The organism is Kitasatospora sp. NPDC056327 (genome assembly GCF_042261735.1).
Taxonomy (GTDB): domain Bacteria; phylum Actinomycetota; class Actinomycetes; order Streptomycetales; family Streptomycetaceae; genus Kitasatospora.
The window spans coordinates 1-18,440 of the sequence record NZ_JBHJRC010000162.1 but is presented as its reverse complement, the minus strand read 5'-3'; the positions used below and the strand labels follow the sequence as shown (position 1 = coordinate 18,440).

The 18,440-nt window shown below is 72.6% G+C and carries 15 protein-coding genes; 11 read left to right on the top strand and 4 right to left on the bottom strand.

Going from position 1 to position 18,440, the window contains the following annotated elements; genetic code table 11:
- Positions 1-163: 163 nt before the first annotated feature.
- From ACFCX4_RS22610 to ACFCX4_RS22595, 4 genes are all read left to right on the top strand, one after another.
- Positions 164-904 carry an NAD-dependent deacetylase gene (locus tag ACFCX4_RS22610; RefSeq protein ID WP_376145152.1) on the top strand — a complete coding sequence of 247 codons (741 nt, stop codon included), beginning with the start codon at positions 164-166 and terminating at the stop codon, positions 902-904.
- Between the two features lie 286 nt (positions 905-1,190).
- Complete coding sequence (locus ACFCX4_RS22605) at positions 1,191-2,405, top strand: cytochrome P450 (RefSeq protein ID WP_376145150.1); 1,215 nt, start codon at positions 1,191-1,193, stop codon at positions 2,403-2,405.
- Positions 2,406-2,420: 15 nt separating this feature from the next.
- The gene (locus ACFCX4_RS22600; RefSeq protein WP_376145148.1) at positions 2,421-3,422 is read left to right on the top strand and encodes an ADP-ribosylglycohydrolase family protein; all 1,002 of its coding nucleotides are present in this window, start codon (positions 2,421-2,423) and stop codon (positions 3,420-3,422) included.
- 99 nt (positions 3,423-3,521) lie between these two features.
- A complete protein-coding gene (locus tag ACFCX4_RS22595; protein ID WP_376145146.1) occupies positions 3,522-4,826 on the top strand; it encodes a serpin family protein in 1,305 nt (434 codons plus the stop codon).
- 22 nt (positions 4,827-4,848) lie between these two features.
- Here ACFCX4_RS22595 and ACFCX4_RS22590 read toward each other — a convergent pair whose 3' ends face one another.
- The 4 genes from ACFCX4_RS22590 to ACFCX4_RS22575 form a co-directional block, all read right to left on the bottom strand.
- Complete coding sequence (locus ACFCX4_RS22590) at positions 4,849-5,955, bottom strand: ADP-ribosylglycohydrolase family protein (protein WP_376145144.1); 1,107 nt, start codon at positions 5,953-5,955, stop codon at positions 4,849-4,851.
- A 68-nt stretch (positions 5,956-6,023) separates the two neighbouring features.
- Entirely contained in the window at positions 6,024-7,316 is a 1,293-nt protein-coding gene (locus tag ACFCX4_RS22585; RefSeq protein WP_376145142.1) for a DUF2786 domain-containing protein, read from the bottom strand.
- Positions 7,317-7,490: 174 nt separating this feature from the next.
- Positions 7,491-9,110 carry a transporter gene (locus ACFCX4_RS22580; RefSeq protein ID WP_376145140.1) on the bottom strand — a complete coding sequence of 540 codons (1,620 nt, stop codon included), beginning with the start codon at positions 9,108-9,110 and terminating at the stop codon, positions 7,491-7,493.
- Positions 9,111-9,145: 35 nt separating this feature from the next.
- Complete coding sequence (locus ACFCX4_RS22575) at positions 9,146-9,955, bottom strand: ABC transporter ATP-binding protein (protein WP_376145138.1); 810 nt, start codon at positions 9,953-9,955, stop codon at positions 9,146-9,148.
- A 290-nt stretch (positions 9,956-10,245) separates the two neighbouring features.
- On the opposite strand from ACFCX4_RS22575, the gene ACFCX4_RS22570 reads away from it, so the two are divergent.
- The 7 genes from ACFCX4_RS22570 to ACFCX4_RS22540 all read left to right on the top strand — a co-directional run bounded on the left by ACFCX4_RS22570 (position 10,246) and on the right by ACFCX4_RS22540 (position 18,326).
- A complete protein-coding gene (locus tag ACFCX4_RS22570) occupies positions 10,246-10,878 on the top strand; it encodes a DUF1707 and DUF4190 domain-containing protein (protein ID WP_376145136.1) in 633 nt (210 codons plus the stop codon).
- A 437-nt stretch (positions 10,879-11,315) separates the two neighbouring features.
- Complete coding sequence (gene rpsL / locus ACFCX4_RS22565) at positions 11,316-11,687, top strand: 30S ribosomal protein S12 (protein WP_014144289.1); 372 nt, start codon at positions 11,316-11,318, stop codon at positions 11,685-11,687.
- Positions 11,688-11,689: 2 nt separating this feature from the next.
- Positions 11,690-12,160, top strand: a complete 471-nt coding sequence (gene rpsG / locus ACFCX4_RS22560) for a 30S ribosomal protein S7 (protein WP_030393278.1) — start codon at positions 11,690-11,692, stop codon at positions 12,158-12,160.
- A gap of 39 nt (positions 12,161-12,199) precedes the next feature.
- Positions 12,200-14,305, top strand: coding sequence for an elongation factor G (gene fusA, locus ACFCX4_RS22555; RefSeq protein ID WP_376145134.1), 2,106 nt, complete (start codon positions 12,200-12,202; stop codon positions 14,303-14,305).
- A gap of 197 nt (positions 14,306-14,502) precedes the next feature.
- Positions 14,503-15,696: an elongation factor Tu gene (gene tuf, locus ACFCX4_RS22550; protein WP_376145133.1), complete on the top strand. Its 1,194-nt coding sequence runs from the start codon at positions 14,503-14,505 to the stop codon at positions 15,694-15,696.
- Between the two features lie 210 nt (positions 15,697-15,906).
- Complete coding sequence (locus ACFCX4_RS22545; RefSeq protein ID WP_376145131.1) at positions 15,907-17,103, top strand: acyltransferase family protein; 1,197 nt, start codon at positions 15,907-15,909, stop codon at positions 17,101-17,103.
- Positions 17,104-17,378: 275 nt separating this feature from the next.
- Positions 17,379-18,326 (top strand): glycosyltransferase family 2 protein, encoded by a 948-nt coding sequence (locus tag ACFCX4_RS22540; protein ID WP_376145129.1) that lies wholly within the window; start codon positions 17,379-17,381, stop codon positions 18,324-18,326.
- Positions 18,327-18,440: the final 114 nt, after the last annotated feature.

Sequence of the window (18,440 nt, the reverse complement as noted above, 5' to 3'; positions counted from 1 at the left end):
AGCTCGCTGGGCTCATAACCCAGAGGTCGCAGGTTCAAATCCTGTCCCCGCTACTTGACGAAGGGCCCGGAGGCACCAGCCTCCGGGCCCTTCGGCGTTCCCCGGTCCGGCCGGTCGATTTATCGGTGGCGGCCGGGCCGGGCGGACCGTAGCCTCCGGGGGCATGAACGCCAAGCGCCCGCTGATCGCCGTGCTCACCGGCGCCGGGATCTCGACCGACTCCGGCATCCCCGACTACCGGGGCCCCAACGGCCTCTGGCGGCGCGAACCGGACGCGGAGAAGCTGGTCACCATCGGCCCGTACCTGGCCGATCCGGAGATCCGCCGCAGGTCCTGGCTGATGCGTGCCGAGGCGGGCGCGCTCGCCGCCGAACCGAACGCCGGGCACCGGGCGCTGGTCGGCCTGGAGCGGTCCGGGCTGCCGGTGCGGGTGCTCACCCAGAACGTCGACGGGCTGCACCAGCGGGCCGGGCAGACGCCCCGCAAGGTACTGGAGCTGCACGGCACCGCGCGGGAGGTGCAGTGCACCCGGTGCCGGGCGGTGAGCACGATGGCGGAGGCGCTGGCGCGGGTCGCGGCCGGCGAGCCGGACCCGGCCTGCCGGGCCTGCGGTGCGGTCCTGCGCCCGCGCACGGTGATGTTCGGCGAGGAACTGGACCCGGACCTGCTCCAGCAGGCGGACACGATCGCCCGGGCCTGCGACCTGTTCATCGCGGTCGGCACCAGCCTGCAGGTCTTCCCGGTGGCCGCGCTGCCGTTCAACGCGGTGCGGACCGGTGCCCGGCTGATCGTGGTCAACGCCGAGCCGACGCCCTTCGACGAGGCCGCCGAGGAGGTCGTCCGGGAGCCGATCTCGGCCGCCCTGCCGGCCCTGGTCCGCCGGCTGGTCGCCCGGTACGTCTGACGTCGCGCCCCGCCGTGTCCCCGTCCAGCCGTCCCGTCCAGCCGTCCCGTTCAGCCGTCCCGTCCTGCCGCATCCCCGTCCCGTCCCGTCCGGTCCCGTCGTGCCGCCGGGCGGGCGGTGTGGCGGCCGGGACGGCGGCCGTTTGGGGCCCCGCAGGCCCGGGGCAGCATCCGGGTGCGGCGCCCGCACCGACGGAGGGCCGGGGGAAGGCCCCCGGGGGCCGGACGGAGCGCATGCGTACGATGATCCTTCCGGCTCCCCCCTCATGGCCTGGAGTGATCGACCAATGACGACGACGGCGAAGTTCGACCCCTGGTCGGCGGCGTTCGTGGCCCACCCCTACGACGCGTACACCGGCCTGCGGGAGCAGGGCCCGGTGACGTACTTCGAGCCCACGAACCAGTGGCTGGTCCCGCGGTACGAGGACGTCAGCGCGCTGCTGCGCGACCGCAGGCTCGGCCGCACCTACACCCACCGGTTCAGCCACCAGGAGTTCGGCCGGCCCGAACCCGACCCGGCGCACGAGCCGTTCCACACCCTCAACGACTACGGCCTGCTCGACCTGGAGGCCCCGGACCACACCCGGATCCGCCGCCTCGTCTCCAAGGCGTTCACCCCGAGGATGGTCGAGGGCCTGCGCCCCACGGTGCGGCGGCTCGCCGGGGAACTCGTCGACGGCCTGCTCGCGGACGGCGGCGGCGACCTGATCGCCGCCGTCGCCGAACCGCTGCCGGTCGCGGTGATCGCCGAGATGCTGGGCGTCCCGGAGTCCGACCGGCACCTGCTGCGCCCCTGGTCCGCCGACATCACCGGGATGTACGAGCTCAACCCGGGCGAGGACGCCGCCCGCCGGGCCGTCACCGCGAGCACCGAGTTCTCCGACTACCTGCGCGAGCTCATCCGCGCGCGCCGGGCCGCCCCGGGCGAGGACCTGATCAGCGGGCTCGTCCAGGCCCAGGAGGGCTCGGACGCGCTCAGCGAGCAGGAGATGATCTCCACCTGCGTGCTGCTGCTCAACGCCGGCCACGAGGCGACGGTCAACACCACCGGCAACGGCTGGTGGGCGCTGTTCCGCAACCCCGGGGAGCTGGCGAGGCTGCGGGCCGGCGCCGACGCCCTGCTGCCCACCGCCGTCGAGGAGCTGATGCGCTGGGACACCCCGCTGCAGCTGTTCGAGCGCTGGGTGCTGGAGGACATCGAGATCGGCGGCGTCACCGTCCCGCGCGGCTCCGAGGTCGCCCTGCTGTTCGGCTCCGCCAACCGCGACCCCGCGCGCTTCGCGGACCCCGACCGCCTCGACCTGGGGCGCGCCGACAACCCGCACATCACCTTCGGCGCCGGAATTCACTTCTGCCTCGGCGCCCCGCTCGCCAGACTGGAGCTCGTCGAGTCCTACGGCACCCTGCTCCGGCGCGCCCCGGGCCTGCGGCTGGTCCGCGAGCCCGAGTGGCGCCCGGGCTACGTGATCCGGGGGCTGGAGGAACTGCTGGTCGAGGTGTAGCGGAGGGAGCGGGCCGTGGGCGACAGGGCGACGGGGGCACTGCTGGGGCTGGCGATCGGTGACGCGCTGGGCCGGGACACCGAGTTCTCGGAGGTCGGGCTGATCGCGTGGCAGTGGCCGGACTGGCGTCAACTGCCCCTGCCGTCCCGGGCGTTGGTCACCGACGACACCCAGATGATGCTCGCCCTGGCCCGCGGCCTGCGCACCGCGCTCGCCCGCGGGCCGCTCACTCCGCTGCGGCTGGAACGGCCGGTGCGGGAGGAGTTCGTCGACTGGTGGCGCTCGCCGGGGAACAACCGCGCCCCCGGGATGACCTGCCTGCGGTCCTGCCGGCGGCTCAGCACGCCGGAGCGGCGCTGGCAGACCGCTACCGACATCGGCTCCAAGGGCTGCGGCGCCAACATGCGGGTCGCCCCGCTCGGCCTGGTCCGGGAGCTGACGGCCGCCCAGCTCTCCGGGGCCGCCCAGCTCCAGTCCGCCCTCACCCACGGCCACCCGACCGCCCTCGCGGCCGCCGACCTCACGGCGTACGCGGTGCGTCGGCTCGCCGGGGGCCTGCCGCCGGCCGGGCTGCCCGCCGAGCTGCGGGCGTACGCGGTCGCCCACCGCGGCCACTACGACGCGTTCTGGCTCGGCGACCTGGCCGACCGGGCCCAGGACCCGTCGGCGGAGGCGTTCGCCGCCCGGGGCTGGGACGAGTGCCTGGCGGTGCTCGACCGGCTGGACGCCGCGCTCGCGGCGCCGGACGTCGAGGCGGACCCCTGCCTGGCCACCGGTGAGGGCTGGATCGCCGAGGAGGCGCTCGCCACCGGGCTGCTCTGCTTCCTGCTGCTGCCCGACGACCCGGTGGCCGCCGTCCGCCGGGCCGCCTACTCCTCCGGGGACTCCGACTCGATCGCCTGTCTGACCGGTGCCTTCGCCGGGGCGCACCTGGGCGCCGCGGCCTGGCCGGCCGACTGGGTCGAACGGATCGAACACCGGGACGAGTTGCTGGAGTTCGGCGCGCTCTGGGACTGAGGGCGGGAACCGGCCGGCGGGCCGCCGCGTCGAACCGGCACCGAGGCGCGGGCACCGGCCCGCACCGCGACCCGAGGGGCGGGGCCAGTCATGTCCGCGATGTCCGTCCGCATCCGTCGTCCGGCGGTGCTCCTGCTCTGCTGCGCGGCCCTGCTCACCGCCTGCGGCTCCACCGGAGGCGGAGCGGCCGTGGTGCGGGCCGAGCCCGCGGCGCTGCCGTCCGCCGATCCGGCCCAGGTCGCCGCCACCGCCGCGGCGACCGGCGCCTTCGGCCTCGACCTGCTGCACGCCCTCACCGCCGATCCCGCCGCGGCCGGGCGCAACCTGGTGCTCTCCCCGTCCGGTCTGGCGACCGCCCTCGCCATGGTCCTGCCCGGTGCCCGCGGTGCCACCGCCGACGAGCTCGCCGCGGCCCTGCACACCGGGCTCACCCCCGAGCAGCACGCGCTCGCCACCGGCGCCCTGAACCGGACCGGCGCCGCCGCGGCGAAGGACGGCCCGGTCCTGCGGCAGTCCGACGACCTCTGGGCCCAGCGCGGCTACCCGCTCGACCCGCACTACCTGGGTGTGCTGGCCGCCGCGTTCGGCACCGGGGTGCGCACCGCCGACTTCCGCGAGGACCCGGAGGGTGCCCGGAAGGCCGTCAACGGCGTCGTGGAGAAGGCCACCGACGGCCGGATCAAGGACCTCTTCGGGCCGGGGCAGATCAACGGGGACACCCGGCTCGCGCTCACCGACGCGCTCCACCTCAAGGCCGACTGGGCCGAGCCGTTCGCCCCCGGGTCGACCGCCGACCGGCCGTTCAACCGCCTCGACGGCTCCGGCGCGGCCGTGCCCACCATGGCCCGGACGGCCGCCCTGCGCTACGCCGAGGGCTCCGGCGGAATCCTCGGCGAACCCTGGCAGGCCGTCGAACTACCCTACGCGGGAGGGACCCTGGCGATGGATCTGGTGGTGCCCGCGCAGGGCGGGTTCGAGGCGTTCCGCAAGGGCCTGGACCGGACGCAGCTGGACCGGATCCTCGGCGCGCTCGCCCCGCGGGAGGTCGACCTCACCCTGCCGAAGTTCCGCTTCGACACCGCCAACGAGCTCACGCCCGCGCTGCGCGCCCTGGGCGTCCGGGCGGCCTTCGGTCCGGACGCCGACCTCTCCGGCATCCCCGGGCCGGGAGCCGAGGGGGCGCTCGCCATCGGCACGGTGGTGCAGAAGGCGACCGTCCAGGTGGACGAGCAGGGGACCGTCGCGGCGGCCGGCAGCGGCGTCGGGGTGGCGGTGATGGCGGCGCCGGTGCCGGCCGGGTCCGTCCGGCTGGAGATCGACCGGCCGTTCCTGTTCCTGGTCCGGGACACCGCCACGGGGCGGCCGCTCTTCCTCGGCCAGGTCACCGACCCGGCGGCGCACTGACCGGCGGCCCACCGGGCCGGTGCTAGCGGGCCGGGTAGCGGTCCCCGAGGGCCGGGTGGCCCGGCTCGCGGCTGCCGAAGAGCACCAGCAGGTCGTCCGCCGTCCGCAGCAGCGTCTCCCGGCCCTCCACGGCCTCCGCCCAGTCCGCCGGGAGCGCCGAGGCGCCGTACGCCGCGCCGACCAGGTTGCCGCAGACCGCGCCGGTGGAGTCGCTGTCCCCGGAGTGGTTCACCGACAGCAGCAGCGCGGACCGGACCGGCTCCGGCCCCTCGGCCGCCGCGAGCAGGCAGTACACCGCGATCGCCAGGCACTCCTCGGCGATCCAGCCCAGCCCCACCCGCTCCACCGCGTCCGCCGAAGGCTCCGCCTCCTGCGCCACCCGCACCGCCCGCGCCAGCGCCTGGACCGTCTCCTTGGAGGCCGGCCACTCCCGGGTCTGCTCCACGGTCTCGCCGACCGCGGCCCACGGCTCCACCCCGGCCGCCAGCCGCTCCACCAGCGCCGCGAACGCACCCGCGGCCAGGTAGCCGGTCGGGTGCCCGTGGGTCAGCTGCGCGCACTGCGCGGCCAGCCCGAACGCCTGCTCCGCCCCCAGCCGGCCCAGCCCGAACGGCGCCGAGCGCATCACCGTGCCGCAGCCCTTGGAGTGCGCGTTGATCGGCCCCGGCTGCCCCAGCGCCACCGGCGGCTCGAACACCGGGTGGTACTGCACCCCGGTCAGGCACGCGTTGCCCGGCGCCCGGCGGGCGTACAGGAACGGTTCGCGCAGCAGCCAGCCGTCGTACGGCGCGGGCAGCGGCCGGTGGTCCGGGGCGCCCTGCTGCTGGGTGAGCAGCCACCGCCGGTACGCGCCGTGCACGGCCTCCGGCACCGAGCCGCCGCCCCCCGACCAGCCCCGGGCGAAGCCCCGGATCAGGCCCTCCGCGGTGAACAGCGTCATCTGGGTGTCGTCGGTCACCTCGGCGACCAGACCGCCGCCCGGCAGGCCCGTCACGCCGTCCGGGCCGAAGCGCTCGCGGATCTGGTGGAGCTGCAGGAACTCCACCGGCCAGCCCAGCGCGTCCCCGACCGCCCCGCCGAGCAGCGCCCCGCGCACCCGGTCCCGGTACCCCTTCTCCGTGCCCGCCACTGCCCGCCCCTCTCCGCTCGCCCGCCCGTGTCGTCCTACCCCGCGCCGTTCCACCGGTAGCCCGGAAGTCAGCCGCGGATCTCGCCGGACCGCCCCCGCAGGGACGCCCGGTCCGCCGCCGCGCGGCCCGCCGCCCAGCCCTCGCCGTCGCTCACCCGCACACGCTGGGACACCAGCTTGGGGAACAGCCGGTCCACCTCCTGGTCGACCGCCTCGGTGCGGGCCGCCAGGGCCGGCAGCAGCCGCTCGTCCGGCACCAGCTGCTCCGCCGTGCCGTCCTCGCGCAGGTGCCGGCCGGCCGCGGCGTCGCTGGTCGCCCGCTCGGTCGCCTCGGCCAGCCGCTCGCGGATCCGGGCCGCGTACGCCACCAGGAAGGACTGCCGGAAGGCCTTGGTGCGCGAGGCGCCGTCCAGGTGCTGGCGGGCGCCGGCCTGCTGCATCGCGTGCGTCGCCTGCACCAGCAGCGAGGTGTACAGCAGCTCGACGCCGTCGAGGTCGGCGTCGAAGCCGATCACGGTGCAGAAGCCGAACTCCTTCGCCCACACCACCCGGCACCGGTTGGCCGCCGCGACCGCGTCCAGCAGCATCGTCTTGGGGCCCTCGTAGGGGTTGTCCACCCCGATCCGCACCGCGCCCGGGGCGTGCGGGTCCGCGCCGTCGACGGCCAGCAGTGCCTCGTCGATGCTGTGCTGCGCCATCAGCTGCTGGGCCTTGGCGGTCAGCGCCTCGGCCTCCTCGGGGAAGTCGGTGGACTCCGCCTTCGCCAGCAGCGCGCGGATCCGCGACAGCATCCGGGGCTCTCCCGTGACCGGGCCGCGCGCCCGTTCCCGGGGCGCCGCCGCGCCGGGGGCCGGTCCCACCGGGGCGATCGGGGGCAGCCGTCCCCAGCTGCGCAGCAGCTCCAGCAGCGCGGTCGCGAGGGCGAACCGGTCGAGCCGGTGCCGGTGGGCGAAGGCGGGCAAATAGGCCTCGTCGGAGGTCCACCAGACCTCCGCCTCCAGCTCGCGCAGCTGCTCCTGCCAGCGCCGGTCGGGGGCTGCGGCGGGGTGGCGCCGGCCCTCGGCGGCGATCAGGTCCACGGCGAGCGCCAGGTGCACCGGCTTCAGCTCGCGGCGCACCACCCGGGCCAGGTCCGCCGGCCGCCACCCGGCCGACCAGCACCGGCCGACCGCGCTGTCCGCGTACCCGAGCACCGCCCGGCTCACGGCCGGCCAGTGCCCGGCGGAGGCCGCCAGCAGCGACGCCCCGGTGTCCAGCGCGAGGTCCAGCCCCTCCTCGGAGGCCGTCACCACGCCCCGCACCGCCGTCTCCAGCAGCGCTCCGGCGTCACCGCCTCCGCCGCCCTGTCCACGCCTGCCCACGCCGCCTACCTCCGGTCCCGTGCCTCCCGTCCATGATGCCGGACCGGCGCCTCCGGCCCCGGGCCGGAGGCCGGGAGGGGGGCGCCGCCCGGGCGCGTGGTGCGGGGCCGCCGCGCGCCGGGCACACCCGGGCGGGGCCGGCGGGCCGCCCGCGCCGCCCGCCTGCGCCGGCCGTCAGCGTTCGACGGCCTTGGCCAGGATCTCGGGGAGCCGCTCCAGCAGGCGGCCGGCGGCGAGGCGCAGGCCGAGGGTGGCGACGAGGGCGCCGTAGAGGGGCCCGGCGAACAGCAGCGGCCAGGCCGGGGCGTCGGTGGCCAGGGCCCAGGCGAGCCAGCCGACGACCGGGGCGGCGACCAGGACGCTGCCGAACATCGAGCCGAAGCTGTTGAGCATCACCAGGCCGCCCTGTCCCGGGGCGGCGTTGCGCATCGGGTTGTTGTCCGCCGGCATCGTGTACGGCGCGAGCACGCTGAGCACGGCGCCGATCGCGATGCCGCTGCCGAGCAGGGCGAAGGCGACGCCGACGGCGGCCGGCAGGCCGGACCAGTCACCGGTGGCGGCGGCCAGGACCAGGGCGAGCACCAGGGTGACCGGGACGGCGTAGGACAGCACGGCGTAGGCGCGGCCGCGCAGCTCGTCCCGGGCGTCGGCCGGGGTGAGCAGGGTGGCGGCGACCATCCAGAAGGCGGAGCCGTCCATGCCGAACAGGTTGAGCATCTGCAGGCCGAGGAACATGCCGGTCATCGCCACCAGGTAGACGGTGGACCAGCCCTGGACGATCGACAGCACGCAGATCACCAGCGTCATGCCGATGCTGGTGAAGACGGCGGCCTTGGCCCGCGGCTCCCGCCAGGCGTAGCGCAGGTGGCGCTGCATCACGGCGCCGACCCGGCCCTCCGGCAGGAAGCGTCCGCCGCGCGGCGACCCCTGGACGCCGCGCACCACCTCCAGCGTCGAGGCGTCCGCGGTGACCATCAGCTGCTGGAGGCTGGACCGCCACCAGCGCAGCAGCAGGGCCAGCAGCGCGGCGGTCACGGCGAGCTGCAGCAGCGCGAGCGGCCAGTGGCCCTCGCCGGCGGTGCGGGCCGCGTCGACGGCGCCGACCGGCGGGATCCAGCGCAGCACGGCGGCGACCGGGGCGAGCGGTTCGAGGTCGAGGCCGTCCGCGCCGGGCCTGCCGAAGACGCTCTGCGAGCCGACGTTGGCGATCTGCACCAGCAGGGCGAAGAGCAGGCCGCCGAAGATGGCGAAGTCCTTGCCGCGCCGGCTGGCGAGCAGCCGGGCGTTGCCCGCGGCGACGGCCCGGGAGAGGACGACCACGGTGAGCAGGGCGAGCGGCACGCCGACGACCGCGGCCACCGCGGAGGCGGCGCCGGCCGCGCCGGAGAGCGCGGCACCGGTGAACAGCACCAGGCTGACCAGCGGCCCCGGCCCGAGCAGGGCGGCCAGCACCGAGCCGCGCAGCAGCGGCCCGGGCCGCAGGGGCAGCATGGTGAGCCGGGTGGGGTCGGCGCTCTCGTCGCTGGAGAACAGGAAGAGCGGTATCGCGGCCCAGCCGAGGGCCGCCGCGCCGACGAGGACGACGCCCGCGTCACCGGCGGAGCCGGCGTGGATGGCGTGCTTCAGCATGGCCAGGCCGAACGCGGCCCCGGCGGCGAACAGCACGCCGACGACGGTGCCGAGCACGTAGAGGGCGGCGCGGCCGCGGCTGCGCCGCAGGCCGTTGCGGAGCAGCCGGAGCTTGAGCGAGACCAGGGTGCGGACGACGGTGCGGCCGTCGGGGGGTGCGGGCACGGACGCGGACCCGGCGGGGGGCGCGGGGGAGGGGCTCACCGCTCGCCCCCGCCGAGCCAGTCGAGCGCCCGGCCGTCGTCCTCGCGGACGCCGATGAGCTCCAGGAACGCCTCGTGGAGGCTGTGCCCGCCGCGGACGGTGTCCAGCGGCCCCTGGGCGACGACCCGGCCCGCGCTGATCACGGCGACCCAGTCGCAGAGCTGCTCGACGAGCTCCATGACGTGGCTGGAGAAGATCACGGTGGAGCCGGCCGCCGCGTAGCGCTTGAGCACGCCGCGGATGGTCTGGGCGGAGACCGGGTCGACGCCCTCGAAGGGTTCGTCGAGGAACAGCACGTCGGGGTTGTGCAGCAGCGCGGCGGCGAGGCCGATCTTCTTGCGCATGCCGGTGGAGTAGTCCGCGACCAGCTTGTCGGCGTGGCCGGCGAGGTCGAGGACGGCCAGCAGCTCCTCGGCGCGGCGGTCCACCTCGGCGCCGGGCAGGCCGCGCAGCCGGCCGTTGTACTGGAGCAGTTCGCGCCCGCTGAGCCGCTCGAACATGCGCAGGCCCTCGGGGAGGATGCCGATCCGGGCCTTGGCGGCGACCGGGTCGGCCCAGACGTCGGCACCGTGGACGAGCACGGTGCCCTGGTCCGGCCGGAGGAGTCCGGTGACCATCGACAGGGTGGTCGTCTTGCCGGCGCCGTTGGGACCGACCAGTCCGATGAACGCCCCGGCCGGCAGCTCCAGGCTGAGCCCGGCGACGGCGGCCTGGCTGCCGAAGTGCTTCCACAGGCCCCGGACGGACACGGCCGGTGGCACGGGGGCGGCGGGGACGGGGGACGGCGGCGGCGCTGACGCCTGCATGGCGGCTCTCTCCTGCTGGGGGTCCGACCGGTCGGGCCGGTGATCGTTCCATGATCCACACGGTTCGACGACAGACTGCCACCGCCCGGCCCGGCCTGTCTGCAGGGGCGATGCCCCGGGAGTGTCTGCGCCAAACGGGTGATGCCGGTGCGGGCGGTGGTGCGATCGCCCTGCGGGGCCGACGGATTCGGGGAATTGGCAACTACTCAGGACTCCCGTTCGTCCTGCACTATGAGAGTTCAGGGAACGGGCGAGGACCGTGCTCGCGCGGGGGTACCGGGAGGTGGCGGATGGCCGTTCAGCCGTGGGGCGAACAGGGCTACGGAGCGGCCAAGCCGCAGGCGTACCCCCCGCCCGCTCCGGCGGGCCCCCCGGCCGCGGCGCCGTACGCCGCCGTGCCCCCCACCGCGATGCCGCACGCCGCGATGCCGCAGTCGGCGATGCGCGCGGCGACCGCGGACCGCGAGCGCACGGTGGACGTGCTGAAGGCGGCCTTCGCCGAGGGCCGGCTGAGCGCCGCCGAGTACGGCGAGCGGTTCGAGGCGGCGAGCACCGCGCAGACCTACGGCCAGCTGGCCCGGCTGGTCGCCGACCTGCCCTCCGGACCGATGGTGGCGCCCCAGATGGCCGCCCCGCAGATGGTCGTCCCGGTGCCGCAGACCTTCCTGCCGCCGCCGGTCATGATGCAGCCGCCGCGCCGGACCAACGCGCTCGCGGTGACCTCGCTGGTCCTGGGCCTGCTCTGCGTGCCGACCGGCGGGATGCTGGGGGTGCCGGCCGTGATCACCGGCCACCTCGGCCGGCGGCAGGCCGCGGAGCGCAACGAGGAGGGCGACGGCATGGCCGTCACCGGGATCGTCTTCGGCTGGCTGTCGATCGCCTTCTGGGCCCTGGTGCTGTTCCTCGCGGTGGTGGCGGGCTGAGCGCCCGGTCCGGCGGGCGGCCGGACCCCGCCGGCCCCTCCCCGGTGGCGGCGCCCGCCACGGTGTGGTAGAGCGGCAGTAGGGCGGTCGGACACCGGGCGGCCGCGCACGGGACACCCCGGCGACACCCGGCCGACGGCCGCGACCTGCGGCGTTGCATTTGTTTTGACCGCGCCCGATGCGCTAGGTACGCTCTGACCTTGTGCCTGGGGTGTCCCCGGGTCCTTGTGCGTGCATGCACACCGGTCGCCGCGCCGAGCCGGAGCGCTTTCCAGCGCCCCGCGCGTAGAGCGCCGTCGCTGTACATCAGCCCACGGGATTCCGTGCCGGAAAAAACCCAACACACCCGACCGCGTGGGTCGACCACGGGGCCGTGTGCGAGGGAATCACCGCAGGTTAGTTCCACCAAGCCTTGGCACACAGAAAACGGAGAAACGGTGCCTACGATCCAGCAGCTGGTCCGAAAGGGCCGGCAGGACAAGGTCGAGAAGAACAAGACTCCCGCGCTGAAGGGTTCCCCGCAGCGCCGTGGGGTCTGCACGCGTGTGTACACGACCACCCCGAAGAAGCCGAACTCGGCCCTTCGTAAGGTCGCCCGTGTGCGCCTCACCAGCGGGATCGAGGTCACCGCTTACATCCCGGGCGAGGGCCACAACCTGCAGGAGCACTCCATCGTGCTGGTTCGCGGTGGTCGTGTGAAGGACCTTCCTGGTGTCCGCTACAAGATCATCCGCGGTTCGCTCGACACCCAGGGTGTCAAGAACCGCAAGCAGGCCCGCAGCCGCTACGGCGCCAAGAAGGAGAAGTAAGAATGCCTCGTAAGGGCCCCGCCCCGAAGCGCCCGGTCATCATCGACCCGGTCTACGGCTCCCCGGTCGTCACCCAGCTGGTCAACAAGATCCTGCTGCACGGCAAGCGCTCCACCGCCGAGCGGATCGTCTACGGCGCCCTTGAGGGCGTCCGTGAGAAGAGCGGCGCCGACCCGGTCGTCACGCTGAAGCGTGCGCTGGAGAACGTCAAGCCGGCCCTTGAGGTCAAGTCCCGCCGTGTCGGTGGCGCGACCTACCAGGTTCCGGTCGAGGTCCGTCCGGGCCGCGCCAGCACCCTGGCGCTGCGCTGGATGGTCGGTTACTCGCGCGCCCGTCGTGAGAAGACCATGACCGAGCGCCTGATGAACGAGATCCTCGACGCCAGCAACGGCCTGGGCGCTTCCGTGAAGCGTCGCGAGGACACCCACAAGATGGCCGAGTCCAACAAGGCCTTCGCGCACTACCGCTGGTAGTCCGTACCCCGTCACTAGACAGAGAGAGAACGAGCCACCATGGCTGCAACCTCCCTTGACCTCGCCAGGGTCCGCAACATCGGGATCATGGCGCACATCGACGCGGGCAAGACCACCACCACCGAGCGGATCCTGTTCTACACCGGCGTCTCGTACAAGATCGGTGAGGTCCACGATGGCGCTGCCACCATGGACTGGATGGAGCAGGAGCAGGAGCGCGGCATCACGATCACGTCGGCCGCGACGACCTGTCACTGGACCGTCGACGATGCCGACCACACCATCAACATCATCGACACCCCGGGTCACGTCGACTTCACCGTAGAGGTGGAGCGTTCGCTGCGCGTCCTCGACGGTGCCGTGACCGTGTTCGACGGTGTCGCCGGTGTCGAGCCCCAGTCCGAGACCGTGTGGCGGCAGGCCGACCGCTACGGCGTTCCGCGCATCTGCTTCATCAACAAGCTGGACCGCACGGGCGCCAACTTCTTCTTCTGCGTCCAGACCATCGTGGACCGCCTCGGCGCGACCCCGCTGGTCATGCAGCTGCCGATCGGTGCCGAGTCGGACTTCCAGGGTGTTGTCGACCTGGTCCGCATGAAGGCGCTGGTCTGGTCGGCCGAGGCCGCCAAGGGCGAGATGTACGACATCGTCGACATCCCGGCCGAGCTGCAGGAGCAGGCGGACGAGTACCGCGAGGCCCTGATCGACACCGTGTCGAACGTCAGCGACGAGATCATGGAGCTCGCCCTTGAGGGCGACGACATCCCGGTCGAGCTGCTGCAGGACGCGATCCGCAAGGGCACGCTGAACTCGGACTTCACCCCGATCTTCTGCGGCACCGCGTTCAAGAACAAGGGCGTCCAGCCCCTGCTCGACGCCGTCGTCAAGTACCTGCCGTCCCCGCTGGACATCGAGTCCATCGAGGGCACCAAGCCGGGCGACGACACCGTCAAGATCTCCCGCAAGGCCTCGGACGACGAGCCGCTCGCCGCGCTCGCGTTCAAGATCATGTCGGACCCGCACCTCGGCAAGCTCACCTTCGTCCGGGTCTACTCGGGCCGCCTGGAGTCCGGCACCTCGGTGCTGAACGCCGTGAAGGGCAAGAAGGAGCGCATCGGCAAGATCTACCGCATGCACGCGAACAAGCGTGAGGAGATCGACTCGGTGGGCGCCGGCGACATCATCGCCGTCATGGGCCTGAAGCAGACCACCACCGGTGAGACGCTGTCCGACGAGAAGAACCCGGTCATCCTGGAGTCCATGGACTTCCCGGCCCCGGTCATCCGCGTCGCGATCGAGCCCAAGTCCAAGGGCGACCAGGAGAAGCTGGGTGTCGCCATCCAGCGTCTCGCGGAGGAGGACCCCTCCTTCCAGGTCAACACGGACGAGGAGACCGGCCAGACCATCATCGCGGGTATGGGCGAGCTGCACCTTGAGGTGCTCGTCGACCGTATGCGCCGTGAGTTCAAGGTCGAGGCCAACGTCGGCAAGCCGCAGGTCGCGTACCGCGAGACGATCCGTCAGGCCGTCGAGCGCATCGACTACACCCACAAGAAGCAGACCGGTGGTTCCGGTCAGTTCGCCAAGGTGCAGATCGCGATCGAGCCGCTGGAGCAGGCCGAGGGCTACGAGTTCGTCAACCTGGTCACCGGTGGCCGCGTGCCGCGGGAGTACATCCCGTCGGTCGACGCCGGCTGCCAGGAGGCCATGGAGTTCGGTATCCTCGCCGGCTACCCGCTCCAGGGCGTCCGCGTGAAGCTGCTCGACGGTGCCGCGCACGACGTCGACTCCTCCGAGCTCGCGTTCAAGATCGCCGGTTCGATGGCCTTCAAGGAAGGCGCCAGGAAGGCCAAGCCGGTCCTCCTGGAGCCGATGATGGCCGTCGAGGTCACCACGCCCGAGGACTACATGGGCGACGTGATCGGCGACATCAACTCTCGCCGTGGCCAGATCCGGTCCATGGACGAGCGTCACGGTGCCCGCGTCGTCACGGCGCTGGTGCCCCTCTCCGAGATGTTCGGCTACGTCGGTGACCTGCGCAGCAAGACCTCCGGTCGCGCCAGCTACTCGATGCAGTTCGACTCGTACGCCGAGGTTCCCCGGAACGTCGCGGACGACATCATCGCGAAGGCCAAGGGCGAGTGACGTCCCGACTTTCGGGACGATAACCACCCCTTAGGCTATTAGGAGGCAACCCGGGAGGATCCGGTCGGATCCTCCCGGGGCCTCCGGCCCCCCACCAGCGGGACGGCACGGGATGTCCTCCGGACAACCCGCACCACAACCGATCAAAGACCAACTGGCGTCACCACGGCGTACAGAACTGTCCTCAGGAGGACTCAGTGGCGAAGGCGAAGTTCGAGCGGACGAAGCCCCACGTCAACATCGGCACCATCGGTCACATCGACCACGGTAAGACCACGCTGACCGCGGCGATCACCAAGGTGCTGCACGACGCGTACCCGGAGATCAACCCCTTCACGCCGTTCGACCAGATCGACAAGGCGCCGGAGGAGCGGCAGCGCGGTATCACCATCTCCATCGCGCACGTCGAGTACCAGACCGAGGCGCGCCACTACGCCCACGTCGACTGCCCGGGTCACGCGGACTACATCAAGAACATGATCACCGGTGCCGCGCAGATGGACGGCGCCATCCTGGTGGTCGCCGCCACCGACGGCCCGATGCCGCAGACCAAGGAGCACGTCCTCCTGGCCCGCCAGGTCGGCGTCCCCTACATCGTCGTCGCCCTGAACAAGGCCGACATGGTGGACGACGAGGAGATCCTGGAGCTCGTCGAGCTTGAGGTCCGCGAGCTGCTCTCCGAGTACGAGTTCCCGGGCGACGACCTGCCGGTCGTCCGCGTCTCCGCGCTGAAGGCGCTGGAGGGCGACAAGGAGTGGGGCGAGAAGCTCCTCGGCCTGATGCACGCGGTCGACGAGAACATCCCCACCCCGGCCCGCGCCGTGGACCAGCCGTTCCTGATGCCGATCGAGGACGTCTTCACGATCACCGGTCGTGGCACCGTCGTCACCGGTCGTATCGAGCGTGGCATCCTCAAGGTCAACGAGACCGTCGACATCATCGGCATCAAGACCGAGAAGACCACCACCACGGTCACCGGCATCGAGATGTTCCGCAAGCTGCTCGACGAGGGCCAGGCCGGTGAGAACGTCGGTCTGCTGCTCCGTGGCATCAAGCGCGAGGACGTCGAGCGCGGCCAGGTCATCATCAAGCCGGGTTCGGTCACCCCGCACACCGACTTCGAGGCCCAGGCCTACATCCTGTCGAAGGACGAGGGTGGCCGCCACACCCCGTTCTTCAACAACTACCGCCCGCAGTTCTACTTCCGTACCACGGACGTGACCGGCGTCGTGACCCTCCCCGAGGGCACCGAGATGGTCATGCCGGGCGACAACACCGCCATGACGGTCGCGCTGATCCAGCCGATCGCCATGGAGGAGGGCCTGAAGTTCGCCATCCGTGAGGGTGGCCGCACCGTCGGCGCCGGCCAGGTCACCAAGATCCTCAAGTAATTGACGATCTGACCTGCCTGTACCGCACAGGCGAGCCGAAGGGCCCCGCACACCCCAGGGTGCGCGGGGCCCTTCGGCGTGTCGGCCGGCTTCGGCGGGGGCCCCGTCCCTGTGGTTCGTCCGCTCCGGCTACACTGAGCCACCCGCAGCCGTCGCCCGAGCGCGATGCTGACCGGGGTTCTCCGCCCCACTCGCCGAAAGCGCTCCGGAATGGCATCTGCCCCCCTCCTGACGAAGCCCTCGTTGCTCCGGCGTCGCTCCGCAGCGCACGCCGACGGGGCACCCGAGGCCGGCCGGGCCAAGCGCCCGCGGCTCTACGCTCTCGACGGGATGCGCCTGTTCGCGGCGCTCAGCGTGCTCTCCTTCCACTGGACGGCCTACGTCGGCATCGCCGGTGTGTGGCAGGGGGTGACCCCCAAGGAGGCGCTGCCCCTGCTGAACCGGGTGGCGGCCTACGGCTGGCTGGGCGTCGAGCTCTTCTTCGTCATCAGCGGCTTCGTGATCTGCATGAGCTGCTGGGGCAAGCGCCCGGGCGAGTTCTTCGTCTCCCGGGTGGTCCGGCTCTACCCGGGCTACTGGGCGGGCATCGCGCTGACCACCCTGGTGGTGCTCAACTTCAAGCAGTTCACCCGCAGCGGCGCCGGGGACGGGCTCGACGTCCCGACGGTCCTGGGCAACCTGACGATGCTGCAGACGCCGCTGGGGATGCGGCACGTCGACGGCGTCTACTGGACGCTCTGGGTGGAGATGCGGTTCTACCTGCTGTTCGCCCTCGTGGTGGCGACCGGCCTCACCTACCGCAAGGTGGTCGCGTTCTGCGGGATCTGGACCATCCTCGCGGTCCTCGCCCCGCAGGCGGGGATCCCGCTGCTGACCACGCTCGCCATGCCCAACGAGTCGCCGTTCTTCATCGCCGGCGTCGGCATGTTCCTGATGTACCGGTTCGGGCAGAACCTGCTGCTGTGGGGGATCGTCGGCTTCTCCTGGATCCTCGCGCTGACCCGGATCGGCGCCATACAGGAGATCTACGTCAACGTCCTCGGCCACCCGCTGTCCTGGTACGTCATGGCCGGCGCGGTGACCGCCGCCTTCCTCCTCGTGCTGGGCGCGGCGCTCGGCCTCTTCGACTGGGTGCAGTGGAAGTGGCTGACGGTCGCCGGGGCGCTCACCTACCCGCTCTACCTGATCCACCAGGAGATCGGCTGGACGCTGATCCACTTCCTGCTCACCAAGGACTTCGGCGTCACGGCGGCCCTCGTGACCACGCTGGCCGCGATGCTCCTGACGGCCTGGCTGATCCACCGGGGGGTCGAGCGCCCGCTGTCCACGGTGCTGAAGAGGGCACTGGACCGTTCGATGGCGACCCTCCGCAGGACCTCGGACGAACCGCCCGTGCTGAAGCCCTGAGGGGCAGGGGGCCATCGGATGAATGTGGAGCTCAAGAAGCATTCATGCAGAGGTAAAAACCTGCTGCTAGCCTGGCCGCGATCACCCGGCCGACACCGGCCGCGCACATCCCCTCTCATTCACTGTCCCGGTCGGCGGGGCCCTGCGGACGACGCCGCGGGCCCGGGCCGGTCGATCACTTCCGAAGACCCAAGGACGGGCGACACCTGATGTTCAACGCAGCAGCTCACGACGCAGGGCCGGCCGGGGGGCCGGCGCCGCTGTTGTCGGTCGTCATGCCGATCTACAACGAGCAGGAGGCCCTGCCGTTGACCGTCCAGCGGCTGCGCCCGATCCTGGACGGCCTGGGGATCGCCTACGAGGTCGTCGGCATCGACGACGGCAGCACCGACGCCACCCCGGCGATCATGCAGAAGGTCCACCAGGACTGGCCGGAGTTCCGGATCGTCCGCTTCGCGCGCAACTCGGGGCACCAGGCCGCGCTGACCGCGGGCATCCACCGCGCCTTCGGCGACTACGTGGTGTCCATCGACGCCGACCTGCAGGACCCGCCGGAGAAGATCCCCGAGATGCTCTCGCTGGCGCAGGAGAAGAACCTCGACATCGTCTACGGCGTGCGCGGCGACCGCGGCACCGACACCGTCTTCAAGCGCCGCACCGCCGGCGCCTACTACTGGCTGATGCGCAAGCTGGTCGGCAAGAAGATGCCGAACCAGGCCGGCGACTTCCGCCTGCTGAGCCGCGCCGCGGTCGACGCCCTCAAGGCGATGCCCGAGCACCAGCCGGTCTACCGGCTGCTCGTGCCGTGGCTGGGCTTCCCGAGCGGCGAGGTCGTCTACGTCCGCGAGGAGCGGGTCGCCGGTTCGACCCACTACCCGCTGTCCAAGATGATCCGCCTCGCCATCGACAGCATCACCAACTTCTCCGCCAGCCCGCTGCGGCTCGCCACCTGGCTCGGCATGCTGAGCTTCGTGCTCTGCGTCGCGCTCGGCATCTACACGGCGGTCGAGTACGTGCTCGGCGAGACCGTGCCCGGCTGGTCCTCGCTCTTCGTCGGCATGCTCTTCCTGGGCGCCGTCCAGCTCATCTGCATCGGCCTGCTCGGCGAGTACGTCGGACGGATCTACTCGGCGGCCCAGGCCCGGCCGGCGTACTTCGTCGGCTACGACTCGGCCGAGGACACCGGCGCGGGGACCCGGAAGGTCTCCGAGTACGCGATGTGATCCCCGGACCCGTGCCCCGGGGCCGGCCCCCCGGGCGGGGGGGGGGGGGGGGGGTTTTAAACAAAAAGAGCCCCCCCGACCACGACCAGAAAAGGTTGGCGGGGGGGGGGGGGT